Origin of the sequence: Shinella sp. (assembly GCF_052438155.1) — a bacterium.
In the GTDB taxonomy this organism is placed as follows: Bacteria; Pseudomonadota; Alphaproteobacteria; order Rhizobiales; family Rhizobiaceae; genus Shinella.
This window is the reverse complement of the sequence record NZ_JBQVPI010000025.1, coordinates 1-16,648: the sequence shown is the minus strand read 5'-3', so window position 1 is coordinate 16,648 and position 16,648 is coordinate 1. Positions and strand designations below refer to the sequence as shown.

15 protein-coding genes and 1 pseudogene are annotated in these 16,648 nt (G+C 64.0%); 8 read left to right on the top strand and 8 right to left on the bottom strand.

The features are described 5' to 3' along the window. Positions 1–96: 96 nt before the first annotated feature. The 8 genes and pseudogenes from ACT6VE_RS28095 to ACT6VE_RS28060 all read right to left on the bottom strand — a co-directional run bounded on the left by ACT6VE_RS28095 (position 97) and on the right by ACT6VE_RS28060 (position 10,185). The gene (locus ACT6VE_RS28095; RefSeq protein ID WP_444801598.1) at positions 97–1,896 is read right to left on the bottom strand and encodes an NAD(P)/FAD-dependent oxidoreductase; all 1,800 of its coding nucleotides are present in this window, start codon (positions 1,894–1,896) and stop codon (positions 97–99) included. 151 nt (positions 1,897–2,047) lie between these two features. Next, entirely contained in the window at positions 2,048–3,919 is a 1,872-nt protein-coding gene (locus ACT6VE_RS28090) for a sigma-54-dependent Fis family transcriptional regulator (protein WP_444801597.1), read from the bottom strand. A gap of 67 nt (positions 3,920–3,986) precedes the next feature. Beyond that, positions 3,987–5,930 carry a MacB family efflux pump subunit gene (locus ACT6VE_RS28085; RefSeq protein WP_444801596.1) on the bottom strand — a complete coding sequence of 648 codons (1,944 nt, stop codon included), beginning with the start codon at positions 5,928–5,930 and terminating at the stop codon, positions 3,987–3,989. 10 nt (positions 5,931–5,940) lie between these two features. Beyond that, complete coding sequence (locus ACT6VE_RS28080) at positions 5,941–7,215, bottom strand: efflux RND transporter periplasmic adaptor subunit (protein WP_444801595.1); 1,275 nt, start codon at positions 7,213–7,215, stop codon at positions 5,941–5,943. 183 nt (positions 7,216–7,398) lie between these two features. Then, complete coding sequence (locus ACT6VE_RS28075; protein WP_444801594.1) at positions 7,399–8,574, bottom strand: glycerate kinase family protein; 1,176 nt, start codon at positions 8,572–8,574, stop codon at positions 7,399–7,401. Positions 8,575–8,720: 146 nt separating this feature from the next. Further along, on the bottom strand, positions 8,721–9,017 hold the full coding sequence (locus ACT6VE_RS28070) for a hypothetical protein (protein ID WP_444801593.1): 297 nt from the start codon (positions 9,015–9,017) through the stop codon (positions 8,721–8,723). A 64-nt stretch (positions 9,018–9,081) separates the two neighbouring features. Then, positions 9,082–9,684: pseudogene (locus ACT6VE_RS28065) on the bottom strand (SLC13 family permease); the annotation flags it as partial. A 249-nt stretch (positions 9,685–9,933) separates the two neighbouring features. Further along, the gene (locus ACT6VE_RS28060) at positions 9,934–10,185 is read right to left on the bottom strand and encodes a hypothetical protein (RefSeq protein ID WP_444801592.1); all 252 of its coding nucleotides are present in this window, start codon (positions 10,183–10,185) and stop codon (positions 9,934–9,936) included. Here ACT6VE_RS28060 and ACT6VE_RS28055 point away from each other — a divergent pair. The 8 genes from ACT6VE_RS28055 to ACT6VE_RS28020 form a co-directional block, all read left to right on the top strand. Further along, positions 10,175–10,423: a hypothetical protein gene (locus tag ACT6VE_RS28055; RefSeq protein WP_444801591.1), complete on the top strand. Its 249-nt coding sequence runs from the start codon at positions 10,175–10,177 to the stop codon at positions 10,421–10,423. The genes ACT6VE_RS28060 and ACT6VE_RS28055 overlap by 11 nt on opposite strands. 87 nt (positions 10,424–10,510) lie before the next feature. Next, entirely contained in the window at positions 10,511–11,140 is a 630-nt protein-coding gene (locus ACT6VE_RS28050) for a S8 family serine peptidase (RefSeq protein WP_444801590.1), read from the top strand. A gap of 79 nt (positions 11,141–11,219) precedes the next feature. After that, entirely contained in the window at positions 11,220–12,488 is a 1,269-nt protein-coding gene (locus ACT6VE_RS28045) for an ABC transporter substrate-binding protein (protein ID WP_444801589.1), read from the top strand. Positions 12,489–12,583: 95 nt separating this feature from the next. Beyond that, on the top strand, positions 12,584–13,456 hold the full coding sequence (locus tag ACT6VE_RS28040) for a sugar phosphate isomerase/epimerase family protein (RefSeq protein ID WP_444801588.1): 873 nt from the start codon (positions 12,584–12,586) through the stop codon (positions 13,454–13,456). Next, positions 13,456–14,241, top strand: a complete 786-nt coding sequence (locus ACT6VE_RS28035) for a 6-phosphogluconolactonase (protein WP_444801587.1) — start codon at positions 13,456–13,458, stop codon at positions 14,239–14,241. The genes ACT6VE_RS28040 and ACT6VE_RS28035 overlap by 1 nt, the downstream gene beginning before the upstream one ends. Then, entirely contained in the window at positions 14,238–15,215 is a 978-nt protein-coding gene (locus tag ACT6VE_RS28030; protein WP_444801586.1) for an ROK family protein, read from the top strand. The genes ACT6VE_RS28035 and ACT6VE_RS28030 overlap by 4 nt, the downstream gene beginning before the upstream one ends. Then, a complete protein-coding gene (locus ACT6VE_RS28025; RefSeq protein WP_444801585.1) occupies positions 15,212–16,285 on the top strand; it encodes an ABC transporter ATP-binding protein in 1,074 nt (357 codons plus the stop codon). Before ACT6VE_RS28030 ends, ACT6VE_RS28025 begins: the two co-directional genes overlap by 4 nt. A 1-nt stretch (position 16,286) precedes the next feature. Next, on the top strand, positions 16,287–16,648 hold a 362-nt coding region (locus ACT6VE_RS28020), incomplete at its 3' end, for a carbohydrate ABC transporter permease (protein ID WP_444801584.1).

Here is a 16,648-nt window from a genome sequence, read left to right as displayed (position 1 = left end):
TCTCCTTTTCGGTAATGGTTTGCAAAGAGGAAACGCAGGCGGTCGGCCCGCGGTTCCTTTCTTATCCATTGCCGCTGCCCACAGGTGGCCCTGGGACTATTTCCGGTGATGGACGGCCTGCAGGCCATAGACCGGTGTCGGAAGCCCCTCCATGCGCGCCTTCAGTTGCAGCGAAAGATACTGCGAATAGTGGCGGGACTGGTGCAGGTTGCCGCCATGAAACCACAGCGCCTCCTGCTGCGTCGGCTTCCACATGTTGCGCTGCTCGCCCTCCCACGGTCCCGGATCCTTCGGCGTGTCGGAGCCCAGGCCCCAGACCTTGCCGACCGTGTCGGCGGTTTCCTGATCGATGAGATCGGCGACCCAGCCGTTCATCGAGCCGTAGCCCGTCGCATAAACGATGACGTCTACCGGGATTTCCGCGCCGTTCGAGAGCTTTATGGCGTTCTTCGTGATCTCCTCGACCTGTCCCGCGGCAAGCTTGACCTTGCCGTCGATGATGAGCTGCGAGGCGCCGATATCGATATAGTAGCCGGACCCGCGGCGCAGGTACTTCATGAAGAGGCCAGACCCATCCGCGCCCCAATCGAGCTGGAAGCCGGCTTTTTCCAATGCTGCATAGAAGTCCGCGTCCCGCTCGCGCATCTTGTCGTAGAGCGGAATCTGGAACGTGTGCATGATACGGTATGGAAGCGAGGCGAAGATGAGGTCGGCTTTGGCCGTCGTCATGCCGTTCGCCAATGCCTGTTCGGAGTAGAGCGAGCCGAGGCCGATATCCATCAGCGTGTCGGACCGCACGATGTGGGTGGTCGAGCGCTGGATCATGGTGACATCGACGCCCGCCTCGTGAAGGGCCGCGCAGATGTCGTGGGCCGAGTTGTTCGAGCCGACGACCACCACCTTTTTACCCTTGTAGCCATCCGGCCCGGGATGCTGGGACGAGTGATGCTGTTCCCCCTCGAAGCGGTCGCGACCGTTGAAGTCCGGAATGTTCGCCTTGCCGGACATGCCGGTGGCAAAGACCAGCTGTTTCGGTCGGAGCACGACCTCCTCGCCGTCGCGATCGACGACGATCGTCCATTCCTTCGCCGCCTCGTCCCATTTCGCCGATTTGGCGGTCGAGCGTGTCCAGTAATTCAGCTCCATGACCTTGGTGTAGAATTCCAGCCAGTCGCCGATCTTGTCTTTCGGTGCGAAGACCGGCCAGTTCTTTGGAAAATCGATATAGGGCAGGTGATCGTACCAGACGGGATCGTGCAGGCAGAGCGACTTGTAGCGCTTGCGCCAGCTGTCGCCCGGCCGGTCGTTCTTTTCGAGGATGATCGTCGGCACGCCGAGCTGGCGCAGCCGCGCACCGAGCGCAATGCCGCCCTGCCCGCCACCGATTATAACGGTATAGGGCTGCTTCTCGTAGCCAAGCGTGCGCTCCTCGTCCTCGCGCTCTTCCTTCCAGGTCTTTGCGCCGATGTTCTGGCCATGCCGGGCGCCAAGCGGTCGGGTGAAGCCGGTCTTTTCCTCGTGGCCCTTGAGTTCCCCAAGCGCCGTCAAAAGCGTCCAGATGAGGCCGTTCTTGAAACGCACCAGCCCGTAGCCGCGCCCGGTCGCCGTCTCGAACGAGATCCAGCTTTCCAGCACGCCGTCACTTTCGGTCGCCTCCTCGCCGGTCGCCACGCGCCAGTTCGAGGGTTTTGCTGTGGCGAGCTGGGCCTGCAGCATGTCGCGAACCTGGTCACGGCCCTCGACGGTCTTGAGATTCCAGGTGAAGGCAACGAGGTCGCGCCAGTAGCATTCCTCGGCGAACAGATTGACGGCGTCATCGATGCGGCCGGCTTCAAGCGCTGCGCCGAATGTGTCGAGAAGCGCCTGGACGCGGGTGGTGGGGGTTTTGTCGAGCATGGTTTCTCCTCCTGCTATCTCCCGCACAGAGAGGAGCAAGCGGCGTGCCAAATTCCGTTTCCACTGATTTATGAGCAGGTTAAGGGAAAGCGACGGCCGCAAAACGGCGAAATGCAACAGGTGGCGTGCAACAGGTGTTGCAGCCGCTGCATCAGTTGAGGCGCTTCAAGCGACGATGGATCGTCGAGCGGTTGACGCCGAGCTTTCGGGCCAGTGCCGAGATGTTGTTGTCGCAATCGTCGAGCGCCCGGCGCAAGGCGTCCTCATCACCCGCGGCGTTGGCGACCGGAGCGGCGAAAAGCTGGTCCGGCAGGCAATCGGGATCGATGACGCCGCCCTCCGACAGGGCCGCGGCCACACGGAGCGCGTTGGAAAGCTCGCGCAGATTGCCCGGCCAGCCATGAGCGAAAAGTGCCGCCCGAGCCGCCTTGTCGATCCGGTAGGTTGCGCCGTCGTCCTTTTCGACGCGGCTGAGAAGCTGGTCGATCAGCCAACCAAGATCCTCCCGCTCGCGCAACGGGGGCAAAGCGAGTGTCGCGGCGTTCAGGCGGTAATAGAGGTCCTGCCGGAAGCGTCCCTCCTTCACCAGTTCCGCCAGATCGCGGTGGGATGCCGAGAGCACCCGCAGGCGGACCGGCCGCGCCTTCAGTGCACCGACAGGCTGGACTTCATTTTCCGAGAGGACGCGCAGCAGCCGGCTTTGCAGGGCAAGCGGCATGTCGCCGATCTCGTCGAGGAACAGCGTGCCGCCGTTCGCCTCCTCGATCAGGCCACGTTTGCCCTTCTGGCTGGCGCCGGTAAAGGCGCCGGGCGTGTAGCCGAAGAGTTCGGATTCGATGAGGTGTTCCGGGATCGCCGCGCAATTGACGGCGACGAAATTGCCGTCACCGCCACAACCATCATGGATCGCCCGCGCCAGATATTCCTTGCCGCTGCCCGTTTCCCCCTGGATGAGGATCGGGATATTGCGCACTGCCAGTTTCGCCGCACGGGCCTGCATTCTTTCCATAGCGGCATCGCCACGGCTGAGGTCGCGCAGCGCTCGCGGCAGGCGCGGCTCCGATGGTACGGTCGAACGCAGGTTGACGGCGGGCGCGATGGCACTGGCAAAGAGCACCAAGCCGTTGCGCGCCCGAAGTAGTCTTTCGCCATTCGGCCGGCCGCGCATGAAGCGTGGCAGGTCGTCGACGTCGATATCGAAAACCTGCGAAATCGGCTGACCGAGAACGTCGCGCGTCGAAAGCCCGCCGAGATCCATCGCGCGGGCGAGCGCGCCAAACCCGCCATGGGTCATGCCGGTGATGCGGCCGCTGCCGTCGAGCGCGATGGCGGCATCAGGGTCGACATCAAGGAATTCCGGCGAGCGGGCAAGGCGCAGCACCCAGTCGTTGCGGGTGCGGGTCATGAGATTGGCAAGCTCGATGCGCCGCGTCGTGGAGGCGACCAGATGCAGCGCAAGCTGCTGGCTGGCCTTGGCGGTCGGCGAGCGCAGCTGGGAGATATCGAGCACGGCGGTGAGGCCGCCCAGCGTATCGAAGATGGGCGCTGCGGTGCAGGTCAGCCCGATATGGCTGGTGTCGAAATGATCGTCCTGATGGATGATCACCGGTTCGCCGGAGACGAGGCAGGCACCGACCGCGCAGGTGCCGGCCCGGTTTTCCGACCATTCAGAACCGAGAGAGAGCCCCGCCCGGCGCAACTGGTTATCGAAGGTGGGGTCGCCCATGAAATCGACGGTCACGCCACGCGCATCCGACAGGAGAAGGACGTAGTTCTGCTCGGCAATCTGGTTGAACAGCGTTTCGAGGCCTGAGCGGCCGATGCGGATAAGTTCTTCCGCCTGCTCGCGATGCTCGCGCAGCTTCAGCTCCGGAACGATATAGGCTTCCTGCGCGATCGTCGGATCGAGCTTGTAGTCGTTGAGACAGCGCAGCCAGGATTGGACGACGGGCGCATCGCGCGGGCTGACCGCGCCCATGCCGACGCGTTCGATCTCCCGTATGTGCGACAATGTCGACACCATCCAGATATCCTCCCGCACCTATGGTGGCACAGGAGGCGATCTGCGACAATCCACTCAATCGCCCCATTCAATCAGCGCCAAGCGCGACGGCCGGTTGAAGCCGCGAGGCGTTGCGGGCGGGCAGGTAACCGAAGACGAGGCCGGTGAGGAACGAGCAGGCGAAGGCGAGTGCTACGGGACCGACCGTAAAGCTCACCGGCAGACCGAAGACCTGCGCAAGCCCACCGACGGACAAGCCCAGCACAACGCCGATGGCGCCGCCGATCGCCGACACGACGAGCGCTTCGATGAGGAATTGCAGCAGGATGTCCCGTTGCCGCGCGCCCGTGGCCATGCGCACGCCGATCTCGCGCGTTCGTTCGCGCACGCTCACCAGCATGATGTTCATCACCCCGATGCCGCCGACGAGCAGCGAGATGGCGGCGACCGAACCGAGGAAGAGCTTCATCGTGTTCGAGGTTTCGGTAAAGGCCTCACGCACCGAGGACATGTTGGTGATCTGCGTGTCCTCGGCCTTGTGGCGCTCGTTGAGCAAGGCCTGAATGGCTTCCTGCGTCAGGTCTATCGCCGAGGCGTCCTCGACCTGCACGGTGATGGTGCGCACGTTGCGCTGGCCGAAGAGCCGCATGCTGCCGGTCGAAAGCGGCACGAGGATCACGTCGTCCTGGTCGTTGCCGCCGGCACTCGCCCCCATCTCGCTCATCACGCCGATCACCTGGAAGGGGATCTTGTTGACCAGCACATATTGGCCGAGCGGATTGCCGCCGTCGGGAAACAGCGTCTTGGCCACCGTCTGGCCGAGTACGGCGACCGGCGCATAGGTATCCATGTCGTCCGCATTGATGAATTCACCCGAGGCAACCGTCCAGCTCTTGGCGCGCGGGAACTGCGGCACCGTGCCGTTCGCCGTCGTCTGGTAATCGATGTTGCCGTGGCGCAGCGTCACGGTGCTCGTCATTTCCGGCACGGCGAAGGTGACATTCGGCACGTCCAGAATGGCATCGGCATCCGCGGGAATGAGCGTCACCGGAATGCCGCCGCTGGTGCCGCGGAAATTCGCCATGCTCGGCCGCACAAGCAGCAGGTCGGACCCCATCGAGGAAATACGGTCGAGCACGGAATTCTGCGCGCCCGTGCCGATCGCCAGCATGGCGACCACCGAGCCGACGCCGATGACGATGCCGAGAAGGGTCAGCACGGTGCGGAACAGGTTGGCGTGCAAGGCCCGGATCGCCATCTTGACCGCTTCGGAAACATCGGCAATCGCGGCAGAACCTTCCTTGACGGCCTTTTGCAGGCCGGCTGCCGCAACCGGGGACGGGCGTGGCTTGCGGGCGCGGTCGGAGGTGATGCGGCCGTCGCGGATCTCGATCAGCCGGTCAGCGGCTTCCGCCACCTCACGCGAATGGGTGATGAGGATGATCGTATGGCCATCCTGGTGCATCCTGTGCAGCAGGGCCATCACCTCTTCGCCGCTCTGGCTGTCAAGCGCGCCGGTCGGTTCGTCGGCAAGGATGACGCGGCCGCCGTTCATCAGCGCGCGGGCGATCGAGACGCGCTGCTGCTGGCCGCCGGAGAGCTGGTTAGGCCGGTGGTCGAGCCGGTCGCCGAGCTTCAGCGAGGAAAGCAGCATGTCTGCCCGCTCCTGCCGGTCGCGCGCCGAAATGCCGGCATAGATCGCCGGTACCTCGACATTTTCACGGGCACTCGCCGTCGGGATGAGGTTATAGCTCTGGAACACGAAGCCGAAGGTACGGCGGCGCAGAGCCGCCAGATCGTCGGTCTCGAAATCGGAAACCGGCTCGCCATCGATCAGATAGGTGCCGGTGGTCGGCTGGTCGAGACAGCCGAGAATGTTCATCAGCGTCGACTTGCCGGAGCCGGACTGGCCGATGATCGCGACGAATTCTCCCGCCTCGATGTCGAGAGAGACGCCGTGCAGCACCTCCACGGCGAAACCGTCGTTGAAATAGGTCTTCGTGACGTCCTTGAGCGATATGAGCGCCGTCATGGCAACCTCCTCAGAACATCGGTGGCATGCGCGTGTTGCGCCGTGAACCCCGATTGCTCGCGGCACCGCCATCGGCCGAACCGGAGCCAACGATGACCCGGTCGCCTTCTGCAAGGCCGCTTTTCACTTCGACGCTCACACGGTTGCGAATGCCGGTCTCGACGTCGCGCACGTCGTTGCCGCCCGACGCCGTGACGACCGTCACCTGCGCCTGGGGCTTGCCGTCGCCACGCTTCATCGTCACGGCCCCGCTCGGCACGACCAGCACGTCGCGTGCGGCAGCCTGCACGAAGAACACCTGCGCGCTCATCGATATCATCAGTTCGCCGTCCGCGTTCGGCACGTCGAACAGCGCATTGTAGAGCACGACGTTGTTTTCGACCGTCGGCGACGGCTCGACCTGCCGAAGCGTGCCGGTGAAGCGTTTTCCCGGTTGGCCGAGCAGCGTGAAATAGGCCTCCATGCCGACCTTGAGGCGGCCGACATCCGCTTCGGAGACTTCGGCGCGCACCGTCATGGTCGAGAGGTCGCCGATCGTGACGATGGTCGGCGCCGTCTGGCTGGCGTTCAGCGTCTGGCCTTCCTTCACCGGATTGGCGACGATGGTGCCGGCCATGGGCGCATAGATCTTGGTATAGCCGAGATCGACCTCGTCGCCGGCGAGCGTCGCCTGCTGCTTGCGGATCTGGGCCTCGGTCGCGTTGACGTCCGCCTCGGCGGCGGCGAGGTCGGCGACAGCCTGGTCAAGCGCCTGCTGGGCGGCGGCATTGCCGGCAACCAGATTGCGCTGGCGGGCGATGTTTGCCTGCTTGAAGACAAGTTGTGCCTTCTTGGATTCGAGCTGCGCCTGGAGATTGGCCAGCTCCGCGCGGTTGATCTCGATACGGTTCTCGATTGTTGCCGGGTCGATCTCGGCAATCAGCTGGTCCTTCGTGACCGCATCACCGATCTCGACATGCATCGCCTTGAGCTGGCCGGAAACCTGCGCACCGGCATCAACCGACTTCACGGCCTCCAGCGTACCGACCGCAGTCACCGCATTTTCGATGTCGCCGCGCACGACGGGCTGCGTGATGATCGCCGTCGTCGTCTCGGCCGGCGCGTAGGCACGCCAGCCATAATAGCCGGCACCGGCGATGAGCGCGATCACCGGAAGCCAGATCCAGGCGCGCGACCGTCGCTTGCGCCGAACGGGCGGGGTCGCGCCCGGCATGAAGGTCACATTGGCGTGGCCCCCCTCTTCGCCGGGCGTCTCATCTTTTTTCGGTCGTGCAGTCTTGGTCATCGGTGTTCCTCGGATCGAGGTCATGCCTCTGCCGTCCCTTTAATAGACATGTGACACCCCCCACCCCGAAGTTGAAGCCCTTGTGATCATTATATTTTCGTAATGTTTCCTCATTGGGACGCTGGCGGGAGGCGCTCGATGACCGCGCCGCCCCTCCGGCACGGCGGTGGAAAGGCGTCTGCATCAAGCCGCTTTTTCCACCCGGTTTCGCAGGCTCATGCCGACCATGACCATGCGGGCGGCGTCCTCCGCTGCGTGCGCGAGCAGCTTCGGCGCGGATGAAATCGCGTCCTCCAGCGAGCATGGTCGCGTCAGGATGGAGGCAAAGGCATCGATACCCTGCTCGAAATTCAGCCGCACGCCCTTGCCGATCGTGCCGGCCAGCGCGATGACGGGGACACCCGCACGCTTTGCCCGCTGCGCCACCTCTGCCGGTACCTTGCCGAACGGTGTCTGGCCGTCGAGGCTGCCCTCCGCAGTGATGACGAGGTCGGCCTCGGCAATGAAGCGGTCAAGCTCCAGATATTGCATGACGATGTTGTAGCGGGGATGCAGTTTGCCCCCGAGCAGGCCGAGAACGGCAGCACCAAGCCCGCCCGACGCTCCCGAACCGGGCGCCATGCCAACCTCGATGCCTGTCGTGTGCCGGATACTTGCAGCGTAGGTTTCCATCGCGGCCGCGAGAACCTCCACCTGTTCGGGCGTCGCACCCTTCTGGGGGCCGAAGACCCGGGCAACACCGCGCTCGCCGAGCAGCACATTGTGCCAGTTGACGGCGGCATCGATACGGACAGTGTCCAGGCGCGGATCGCGGCCGGACAGATCGATCACCGCAAGATCGGCGAGCGCTGCACCACCACGCGGCAGAAGGTCACCTTCGCTGTCGAGAAGCCGGATACCCAGCGCCTCGGCCATGCCGGCGCCACCATCGTTGATACCGCTGTCGCCGCAGCCAAGCAGGATGCGGCGGGCACCGCGGTCGAGCGCCGCGTGCACGAGTTCGCCGACGCCATAGCTCGTCGTCAGGCAGGGATTGCGGCGGTCGCGGGGAACAAGGCTGAGCCCGGCGGCAGCCGCCATCTCGATGACCGCCGTCGGCTCGCTGCATCCGCCGAGAAAACCGAAATGCGCCTCGACCGGATCGTTGACGGGACCGGTTACCGTCAGGTGATGAAGCGTTCCGCCTGTTGCCTTGACGAGGGCCTTGGTGAAGCCCTCCCCGCCATCGGCCATCGGTGCCTTCAGCACAATGGCCTCGGGGAACGCCCGGAGTACGCCCTTTTCGATGCAGTCGGCGGCTTCGTCCGCCGAGAGGCTTTCCTTGAAACCGGAGGGGGCGACAAGAACCGTGAAAGACATGGATCGTTCCTTTTCTATTGTGACAATGCTGTGACAAGGGAGGAACGACGCGCTTCGATTTCTATTCCACCAACGGCGAAAAAAACTTAGCCGGCTCAATAAAAAAGGCCGCCACTGGCGACCTTTTTGTCTCGTTCTCAGACGCTTCAGCGCAGAGGCAGGCCTTGCAGGGGCCAGACGAGCGTGGCGAAGACGAGAAGCAACGCGATGAACGGCACGATCAGGAAGCTGGCGAGCCGAAGCAGATCGGTCTGCCCAAAGGGTGGAGGATCCATGGCACCGAACAGGGCGACCGGCTTGGCGGAGACCATCAGCGTCTGGCAGAAGCCGCTCGCCAAAGTTACCACCATCACGAGATTGAGCGGATCGACCCCGAGGCCCGCCAGGGGCAAGGCAAGGGCCGGGATGAGCACCGTCGCCCGCGCCGTGCGGGATGTGATCACGATATGAGAGAGTTGCCACGACGGCGGCAAAACCGATGACGACCACGGGCCAGGCGGCCACACCTTGCCCCAGCAGCCCGACCAGGCGGTCAGCCAGCACCTTTGCCGTGCCGGTTTCAAGCAGCGCTTCGCCGATGACGAGGGTGCCGGCGAGAAAGAGCAAAAGGTTCCATTCGACGCCTTTCAGCGCTGTCTTGAGCGAAAGGCCGGAAACCCGCTCGGTCGCCAGCACGAGAGCGGCGGCAATGGCAGTCAACGCCATGCCGATACCGTGGAGCGGCTGGGTCGCAAAGAGCAGGATCATCACGCCGGCAACAGCAAGCACCTTCCATTGCTGCCGTGTGACCGGTACTGGGCCGCCGTCTTGCTGGCGTTGCGCGAGCACAAGTGTCCTTTCCTCGCGCGTCAGGAAGGCATGCAGGAGGACGCCGCAGGCGAACAGGCAGCAAAGCAGCGAAAACGGGCCGGCAAGCGCTATCCAGGCCAGGAAGCCAGGTCCCTCGCCCCGCACGCGCTCCATCATGTCGGCAGCGACGAGATGGGCGCCGGCGCCGATCAACGAAGCACCCGCGGACAACAGAATGATCGACGGGAAGAGCAGCGCCAATGCCCGGTTTACCCGCACATTGTCGATTGCTGCCGAAAGGCCGAGATAGACCGGCGCCAGTATGGCCGCGCGCGCCGAGGTCGACGGGATATGAAGGCGGTGGCGAAGATCAGGAGCGTGAGCGCCCAGAACAAGCTCTGCACGGTGTTGATACGGTCTAGCAGACGGCCGATGACCTGCCGGACACGGGCAAGCGGCATGGTTGGCACGGCCGCGGCGGACGGTACCCCGCGCCGGTCGGCGCGGGGCTCGGGAGGGGCGATTGCGTAAAGGGTCACGATGCCCTCCTTTCAGTTTTCTGCCGGGGTCTCAGTCGTCGTCCGAGGAGGAGTTGGAGGACGAGTTCGAACTCGAATTGCTCGAGGAGTTGGAAGAACTGTTCGAATTGGAGTTGCTCGACGAATTCGAATTGCGGTTCGAATTCCAGCCGCCGCGGCGGTTGTCGTCCCGGTCGCGCTTGAAGCCGCGATTGCCGGACTGACGCAGGATGGGTTTGTCATCGCGCAGCGCGTGCAGATCGCGCTGACGGGTGGTGAGATGGTGCGGCCGCGTGCGCCACATGGTGGACTGGCCGACGGATGCGGATATTGATGGGCCGCGGCGCCTGAAGCCGCAGCGCATCGGGCCCATCGACACGGCCATCAATGCCGATCATAGTTCCCTGGCAAAGGCACGGCTGGAAATCCTGCGGCTGGGCGAGATGGATGGCACGCAATCGGGAGCGCAGCATGGCACTGCGTCGCCGCCCTTCTGGTCGCCGCGTCGGGCAGTGCGTGCCCGGCTTTCTGCCAGCATCTGAACTCGTGGCGGTCGATGCGTTCCAGCGGCTTCGCAGGCCCTCGGGTGTCGCGAGTCTCTATGATCTCGTGGCGCGCTCGACCTTCTGATGCAGCGCGATATCAAGGTGATCAATCTCAGCCTGACAGGCCCCTCGAACCTGCTGCTGGAGAGGGCGGTGAAGGCGGCGATCGGGCGGGGTACGATCCCCATCGCTGCGGCCGACAATGACGGGCCGAATGTCAAGCCGGTCCCGCTGCCTACGAGGACGTTATCGTCCGTGACGGCGGTCGATGCTGCGCGCAAGCCCTATCGCCGTGCCGTGCGGGGTAGGCATATCGATATCGCCGCCCCCGGCGTCAACGTCTGGACGACGGCTTCCGTTTCCGGCGCCCGCCAGAAGAGCGGCACGTCCTTTGCCGCGCCCTTCGTGACGGCTGTGGTGTCCGTCCTGGCCTCCGCCCGACCCGACCTGTCTCCCAAGGAGATCGAAGCGGAACTGATGAAATCTACGGAAGACATGGACCAGCCTGGGCAAGGAGGTCATTCCCATCGAAGGATCAAACTCTGGTTGTGCCGCCCCGCCGACGAGGATGGCTCTGTGCTTGACGAGATCGTTCAGAACCGTCGGCAACGCCAAGGCGACCAGGCGATTGTGGACTGGAAATCCGTTACGGGGCCCTGGCCCGAAATCAACCGGCAAAGCCGAATTCCCTCGGCGTGCCAGAACGGAAATTGAAGTGATATCGCCCAGTTTACTTTACCGACCAGACGGTATAGTTGTTCCTCGTACTTAACGCGGTGTGGGAGGAAACACAGTGCATTGGGATGGATTTCTGAGAACGACGGCGCTTGCGGGCGTCATGCTGTGGGCAGGCTCCGCGACGGCGGCGGAAGTGTCCATATTCTGCAGCTCGGCCGGCGCCGAGCTGGAACTTTGCCAATCGGCCTCCGAGGCCTGGGCGAAGGAGACCGGCAACACGGTCAAGATCAACAAGATGCCGGCGAACTGGGGTGAGGCGCTGCCGCTCTACCAGCAGCTTCTTGCCGGCAAGTCCGGCGATATCGACGTCCTGACACTCGACAACATCTGGGTCGGCGCGCTCGCCGCCCACCTCATCGACCTCAAAGAAAAGGTGCCGGCGGAAGAGCTTTCGGCGCATTTCGACGCAGCGCTCGCCGATTCCACCATTGAGGGCAAGCTGCTTGCCATGCCGTGGTTCGTCGATGCGGGCCTGATGTTCTATCGCAAGGACCTCTTGGAAAAGTATGGCAAGGCCGAGCCAAAAACTTGGACTGAGCTGACCGAAACGGCGAAGTTCATCCAAGAACAGGAACGCGCAGCCGGCACCAAGGACATGTGGGGCTATGTCTGGCAGGGCCGCGCCTATGAAGGCCTGACCTGCGACGCACTCGAATGGGTCGCCTCCTATGGCGGCGGCACCTTCATCGCGCCGGACGGCACGATCACCGCAAACAATCCGAAGGCCGTCGCAGCACTCGATCTCGCCCGATCCTGGATCGGCGGCATCAGCCCGGAAGGCGTGCTGAACTATGACGAGGAAGGCTCGCGCGGCGTCTTTGAGGCCGGCACGTCCGTCTTCCACCGCAACTGGGGGTATGTCTGGGGCACCAGCCAGGCCGAGGGCTCGACGCTTGCCGGCAAGGTTGGCGTAATGGCGCTGCCGGTCGGTGCCGAGGGCGAGAAATCGAGCGGATGCTACGGCGCGGGCCTGCTCGGCGTCTCCAAATATGCCGAAGATACCGACGCGGCCGTCAGCCTCGTTCGCTACCTCACGGGCGCCAAGGAGCAGAAGCGCCGCGCGCTGCAAGCCTATAGCCCTACGCTGAAGGCGCTCTACCAGGACGAGGAAATCCTGAAGGCCAACCCGGCGCTGCGTTTTGCGGAAAAGGCCTATGCAGAAAGCGCCTCCCGCCCCTCACAGGTCACCGGCGCTTCCTACAACCGCGTCTCGCAGCGCATCTTCAACGGCGTTCACAACGTGCTGAGCGGCAAGGAAGGTGCAGAAGAGGCGCTTACCAAGGTCAGCGCCGATCTGGAGCGGTTGAAGAAGCGCGGCTGGTAAGTCTCGCACCCAACCAGAATTGCGCAAAAACAAGGAGATGGAGCGTTTTGCGTTTCGGTGAAACGCGAAAACGCTCCAGTATCGAGGACAGAATAGTGAACATCGCGATCGCACCGTGCTGCTGGGGCGTCTATTGGCCCACTGGCAACGACCTCGGCTGGACCGATTATCTCGACCGCATCGTGGCGGCCGGCTACCGGTACACAGAGCTTGGCCCCTACGGTTACTTCTCGACCGACCCAAAGGTGCTTTCGCAAGAACTCCACCGCCGCGGCCTCTCCGTGGTCGCGGCGGCCCATGTCCACACGCTGGCGGATTCGGGTACGGCCGCCGCATTGGCGGAGCGGACGCATCAGATCTGCGCGTTGCTTTCGGCCGTCGGCGGCACGCATTTCATTCTGATGGACGAATCGGAGTTCTATCCGAAGGACCAGATGGGCGTCTTCGACGAAGCCGGCTGGCGCACCGTCGTTGATCTTACCCTGCAAAGCGCTCGCATCGTGCGCGAGCACGGCCTGCAATTCAGCTTCCACCCCCATGTCGGCACCTGTGTCGAACATGAAAGCCAGATCGAGCGGCTTCTGGCCGAAACCGATCCGGCGCTTGTAGGCCTCTGCCTCGATACCGGCCATCACGCCTATTGGAAGGCCGACCCGAAAGATTTCTTCCTGCGTCACACGACACGCATCAACGCCATCCATCTCAAGAATATCGATGGCGCCTTCCGCGAGAAGGTTTTGGCCGAAAACATCCATTGCGATCGCGCCTTCGAGGACGGCATCATGACCGATCTCGACCGGGGCGCCGTCAACATCGCCGATTTCATGCGCACGCTGATCGCCCATCACTACGATGGCCCGTTGGTCGTCGAGCAGGACCTTGCGCCGAAGCATCACGAGACGCCGGAAGCGATCGCCGCGCGGAACTTTGCCTTCGTCTCCTCTCTGCTGCAGGGGCGGACCAGCTGATGAACGTTGTAATCCACAACAATCCCGCGGCGCTCGGCGAGCATCTCGCAACCCGCATCCTTGCGGAACTTCGGGCTGCAAATGCAGCCGGCCGGCCCTATGTGCTCGGCTGCCCGGGCGGGCGCAGTCCCATGCCAGTCTATGAGGCGCTGGAGCGGCAGTTGGCAGCCGACCCGGTCGATTGCACTCGGCTGGTCGTGGCGATGATGGACGAATATCTGCTGTCGAGCGCGGAAGGGCTTCTTCCTCCGCCGGCATCGGCACACTATTCCTGCCGCGGTTTTGGCGAGCGGGAAATCGTCGGCCGGATCAACCGGGCTCTGCCGGCAGAACTCCGCATGCCGGTGGAGAATTTCCGCATGCCCGCCTTCGGCGCGCCCGAGGCCTACGACGCGGACCTCACTACCCTCGGCGGGATCGACCTCTTCCTGCTGGCGTCCGGTGCGGGCGACGGCCACATCGCCTTCAACCCACCGGGCTCGGCCCGCGACAGCCGAACGCGCATCGTGACGCTTGCCGAACAGACGCGGCGCGACAATCTCGCGACCTTCCCCGAATTCCGCGGGCTGGACGAAGTTCCGACGCATGGCCTCACTGTCGGCATCGGCTCCATTGCAACCCTCTCGAAGGCGGTCGCAATGATCGTCTGGGGCGACGGCAAGCGCGAAGCCTTCCGCCGGCTTTCGACAGCGTCGGCTTACAATCCGAGCTGGCCGGCAACCATCGCCGTAGAATGCCGGAATGCCGAACTGCATGCCGACGCGGCAGCCGGGGCAAACCAATGACACGGCACGCGATCGGCATCGACGTCGGCGGCACCAAGACGAAGGCGTGCATCGTGCGCCTCTCGGATGGCGCTGTCGTCGCCGAGCGCACCGAGGCCACGCCCTGCCAGGATGGCGGCGGCGCGGTGCTCGATCTCGTCTGCGACCTCGCGGCGACCATGCGGGAGCGTGCAGACATGGAGGCGCTCGATACCGCGGCACTCGGCATCTGCCTGCCGGAGCTCGTGACGCGTGATGGTGAGCCGGCTTCGGCCTGGAATTTTGACTGGCGCGGCCTCGACTATCGCGCACGCCTCGGCAGCTTCGGCGCCTTGCACATCGACAGCGACGTGCGCGCAGCGGCGTTCGCGGAGGGCTGGACAGGTGCCGGCAAGGGCATCGATCCCTTCGTCTACGTCACCATTTCCACGGGCCTTTCCCATTCTCTGGTGATCGGCGGCACGCCCTATGAGGGCGCCCGCGGCTTCGCCATCCACTTCTCCGGCAGCGATCTCGTCGCCTTCGACGGCCCTGCGCGCGACCGGCAGGTGCGACATAATCTGGAACTTTTTGCCGGCGGCAAGGCGCTCGGCGAACGTTACGGCGTGCTTATCGGCCGGCCGGACGCCACCGCACTCTCGCTTTTCGAGGCGGCGGCCGAGGATCCCCGGGCGGCCGAGATGGTCGAAAACGCGCTGCTCTCGCTCGCCTCCTATCTCGGCCAGCTCATCAACACGCTGGACCCCGCCGTGCTCGTGCTCGGTGGCGGCATCGGCAGCGATCCTGACGTAACGCCGAGGCTGGCGGCGCTGACGCGCGACTTCATCTGGGCCGAAGGCGCGCGCAACATGCCGATCGTGGCGAGCCTCATCGGCGACACCGCCTGCGCCATCGGTGTGGCGGCGCTGGCAGACAGGGCAGTTCCCGCGGCAGACCGCGGCCGTTTGGCGTCTGGAACTGCGGAAAAGACAATCAGCAAGATGGAACGGTCATGAGCGGTATAGATCTCATCAACGTCGTCAAACGTTTCGGCGCGCTGACCATCATCGACGAACTCAACCTCGCAATCGCCGAGGGCGAATTCGTGGTCTTCGTCGGGCCGTCGGGCTGTGGCAAGTCCACGCTTTTGCGCATGATCGCCGGGCTCGAAGAAATCTCCGACGGCGAACTGCGCATCGCCGGCAATCGCATGAACGAGACGCCGCCGGCCAAACGCAACATCGCGATGGTCTTCCAGTCCTACGCGCTCTATCCGCACATGAATGTCGAACGCAATCTCGGCTTCGCGCTGGAAACCGCCCGGCTTCCCGCCGCCGAAATCCGCGAGCGCGTCACCAGGGCCGCAAGATTCCTCAAGATCGATCACCTGCTGGAACGCCGGCCGGCGCAGCTTTCCGGGGGCCAACAGCAACGCGTCGCAATCGGCCGCGCCCTCGTACGCCAGCAAAAGCTCTTCCTGTTCGACGAACCGCTCTCCAATCTCGATGCCGACCTGCGCATGGAAATGCGCGTCGAGATCGCCCGGATCCACCGCGAGGTGAAGGCCACCACCGTCTATGTCACGCACGACCAGATGGAGGCGATGACGCTTGCCGACCGCATCGTCGTGCTGAAGGATGGCTATATCGCCCAGATAGGCACGCCGATGGAGCTTTACGAGCGTCCGGCCAACCGCTTCGTCGCAGGCTTCATCGGCTCGCCACGCATGAACTTTTTGCCGGGTCTCTTGGCGCGCGAGGGAGAAGAAAGCGTGCTGTCGCTCGCAGGCGGGCGCCACCGCCTCTCGGCTCATGACTATGCGGGCGACGTCACGCTCGGCATCCGGCCGGAAGACCTGATGCTTGGCGGCGGCGAGGCGGCACTCGAAGCTGAAGTGCTGCTCGTCGAGCCGCTTGGCGGGGAATCCCTCGTCCACCTCAATGTCGGCGATGGCCGATCCATCGTCGTCAAGGCGCAGGGCAAACCGGATGTACGGCCGGGCGCCACGACCCTCGTCGGCTGGGAACACACGCGCGCGCATCTCTTCGGCAAGGACGACCGCGCACTTCTTCCGGGGAGAGCGTGACATGGCGAAGGGAGCGATCGGCCTCAATACGATGCGGGCGCGAACGGCCTGGCTGTTCCTCGCGCCGAGCCTCGTCGTGCTCTTCGCAGTGGCCCTCTGGCCGCTTGGGCGAACCTTCCTGTTCTCCTTCACCGACGCCTATCTCACCGAGCCGGACATCTACGACTATATCGGCTTCGAGAACTACTTCACCCTGTTCGAGGATCCGCTCTGGTGGCAGTCGGTCCGCAACACGCTCTATTTCACCGTCATCTCGGTGTCGATCGAGACGGTGCTGGGGCTCGCCATCGCGCTTCTGCTGAACGCCCACATTGGCGGCCGCGGCCTGATGCGCGCTGTCATCCTCATCCCATGGTCCATCCC

Bases quoted from the DNA above. Each gene is read 5' to 3' on its own strand.
- ACT6VE_RS28035 (WP_444801587.1), top strand. From the start codon at position 13,456: ATGAACGTTGTAATCCACAACAATCCCGCGGCGCTCGGCGAGCATCTC.
- ACT6VE_RS28025 (WP_444801585.1), top strand. From the start codon at position 15,212: ATGAGCGGTATAGATCTCATCAACGTCGTCAAACGTTTCGGCGCGCTG.
- ACT6VE_RS28080 (WP_444801595.1), bottom strand. From the start codon at position 7,215: ATGACCAAGACTGCACGACCGAAAAAAGATGAGACGCCCGGCGAAGAG.
- ACT6VE_RS28085 (WP_444801596.1), bottom strand. From the start codon at position 5,930: ATGACGGCGCTCATATCGCTCAAGGACGTCACGAAGACCTATTTCAAC.
- ACT6VE_RS28030 (WP_444801586.1), top strand. From the start codon at position 14,238: ATGACACGGCACGCGATCGGCATCGACGTCGGCGGCACCAAGACGAAG.
- ACT6VE_RS28075 (WP_444801594.1), bottom strand. From the start codon at position 8,574: ATGTCTTTCACGGTTCTTGTCGCCCCCTCCGGTTTCAAGGAAAGCCTC.
- ACT6VE_RS28090 (WP_444801597.1), bottom strand. From the start codon at position 3,919: ATGGTGTCGACATTGTCGCACATACGGGAGATCGAACGCGTCGGCATG.
- ACT6VE_RS28060 (WP_444801592.1), bottom strand. From the start codon at position 10,185: ATGTGGCGCACGCGGCCGCACCATCTCACCACCCGTCAGCGCGATCTG.
- ACT6VE_RS28095 (WP_444801598.1), bottom strand. From the start codon at position 1,896: ATGCTCGACAAAACCCCCACCACCCGCGTCCAGGCGCTTCTCGACACA.
- ACT6VE_RS28050 (WP_444801590.1), top strand. From the start codon at position 10,511: ATGCAGCGCGATATCAAGGTGATCAATCTCAGCCTGACAGGCCCCTCG.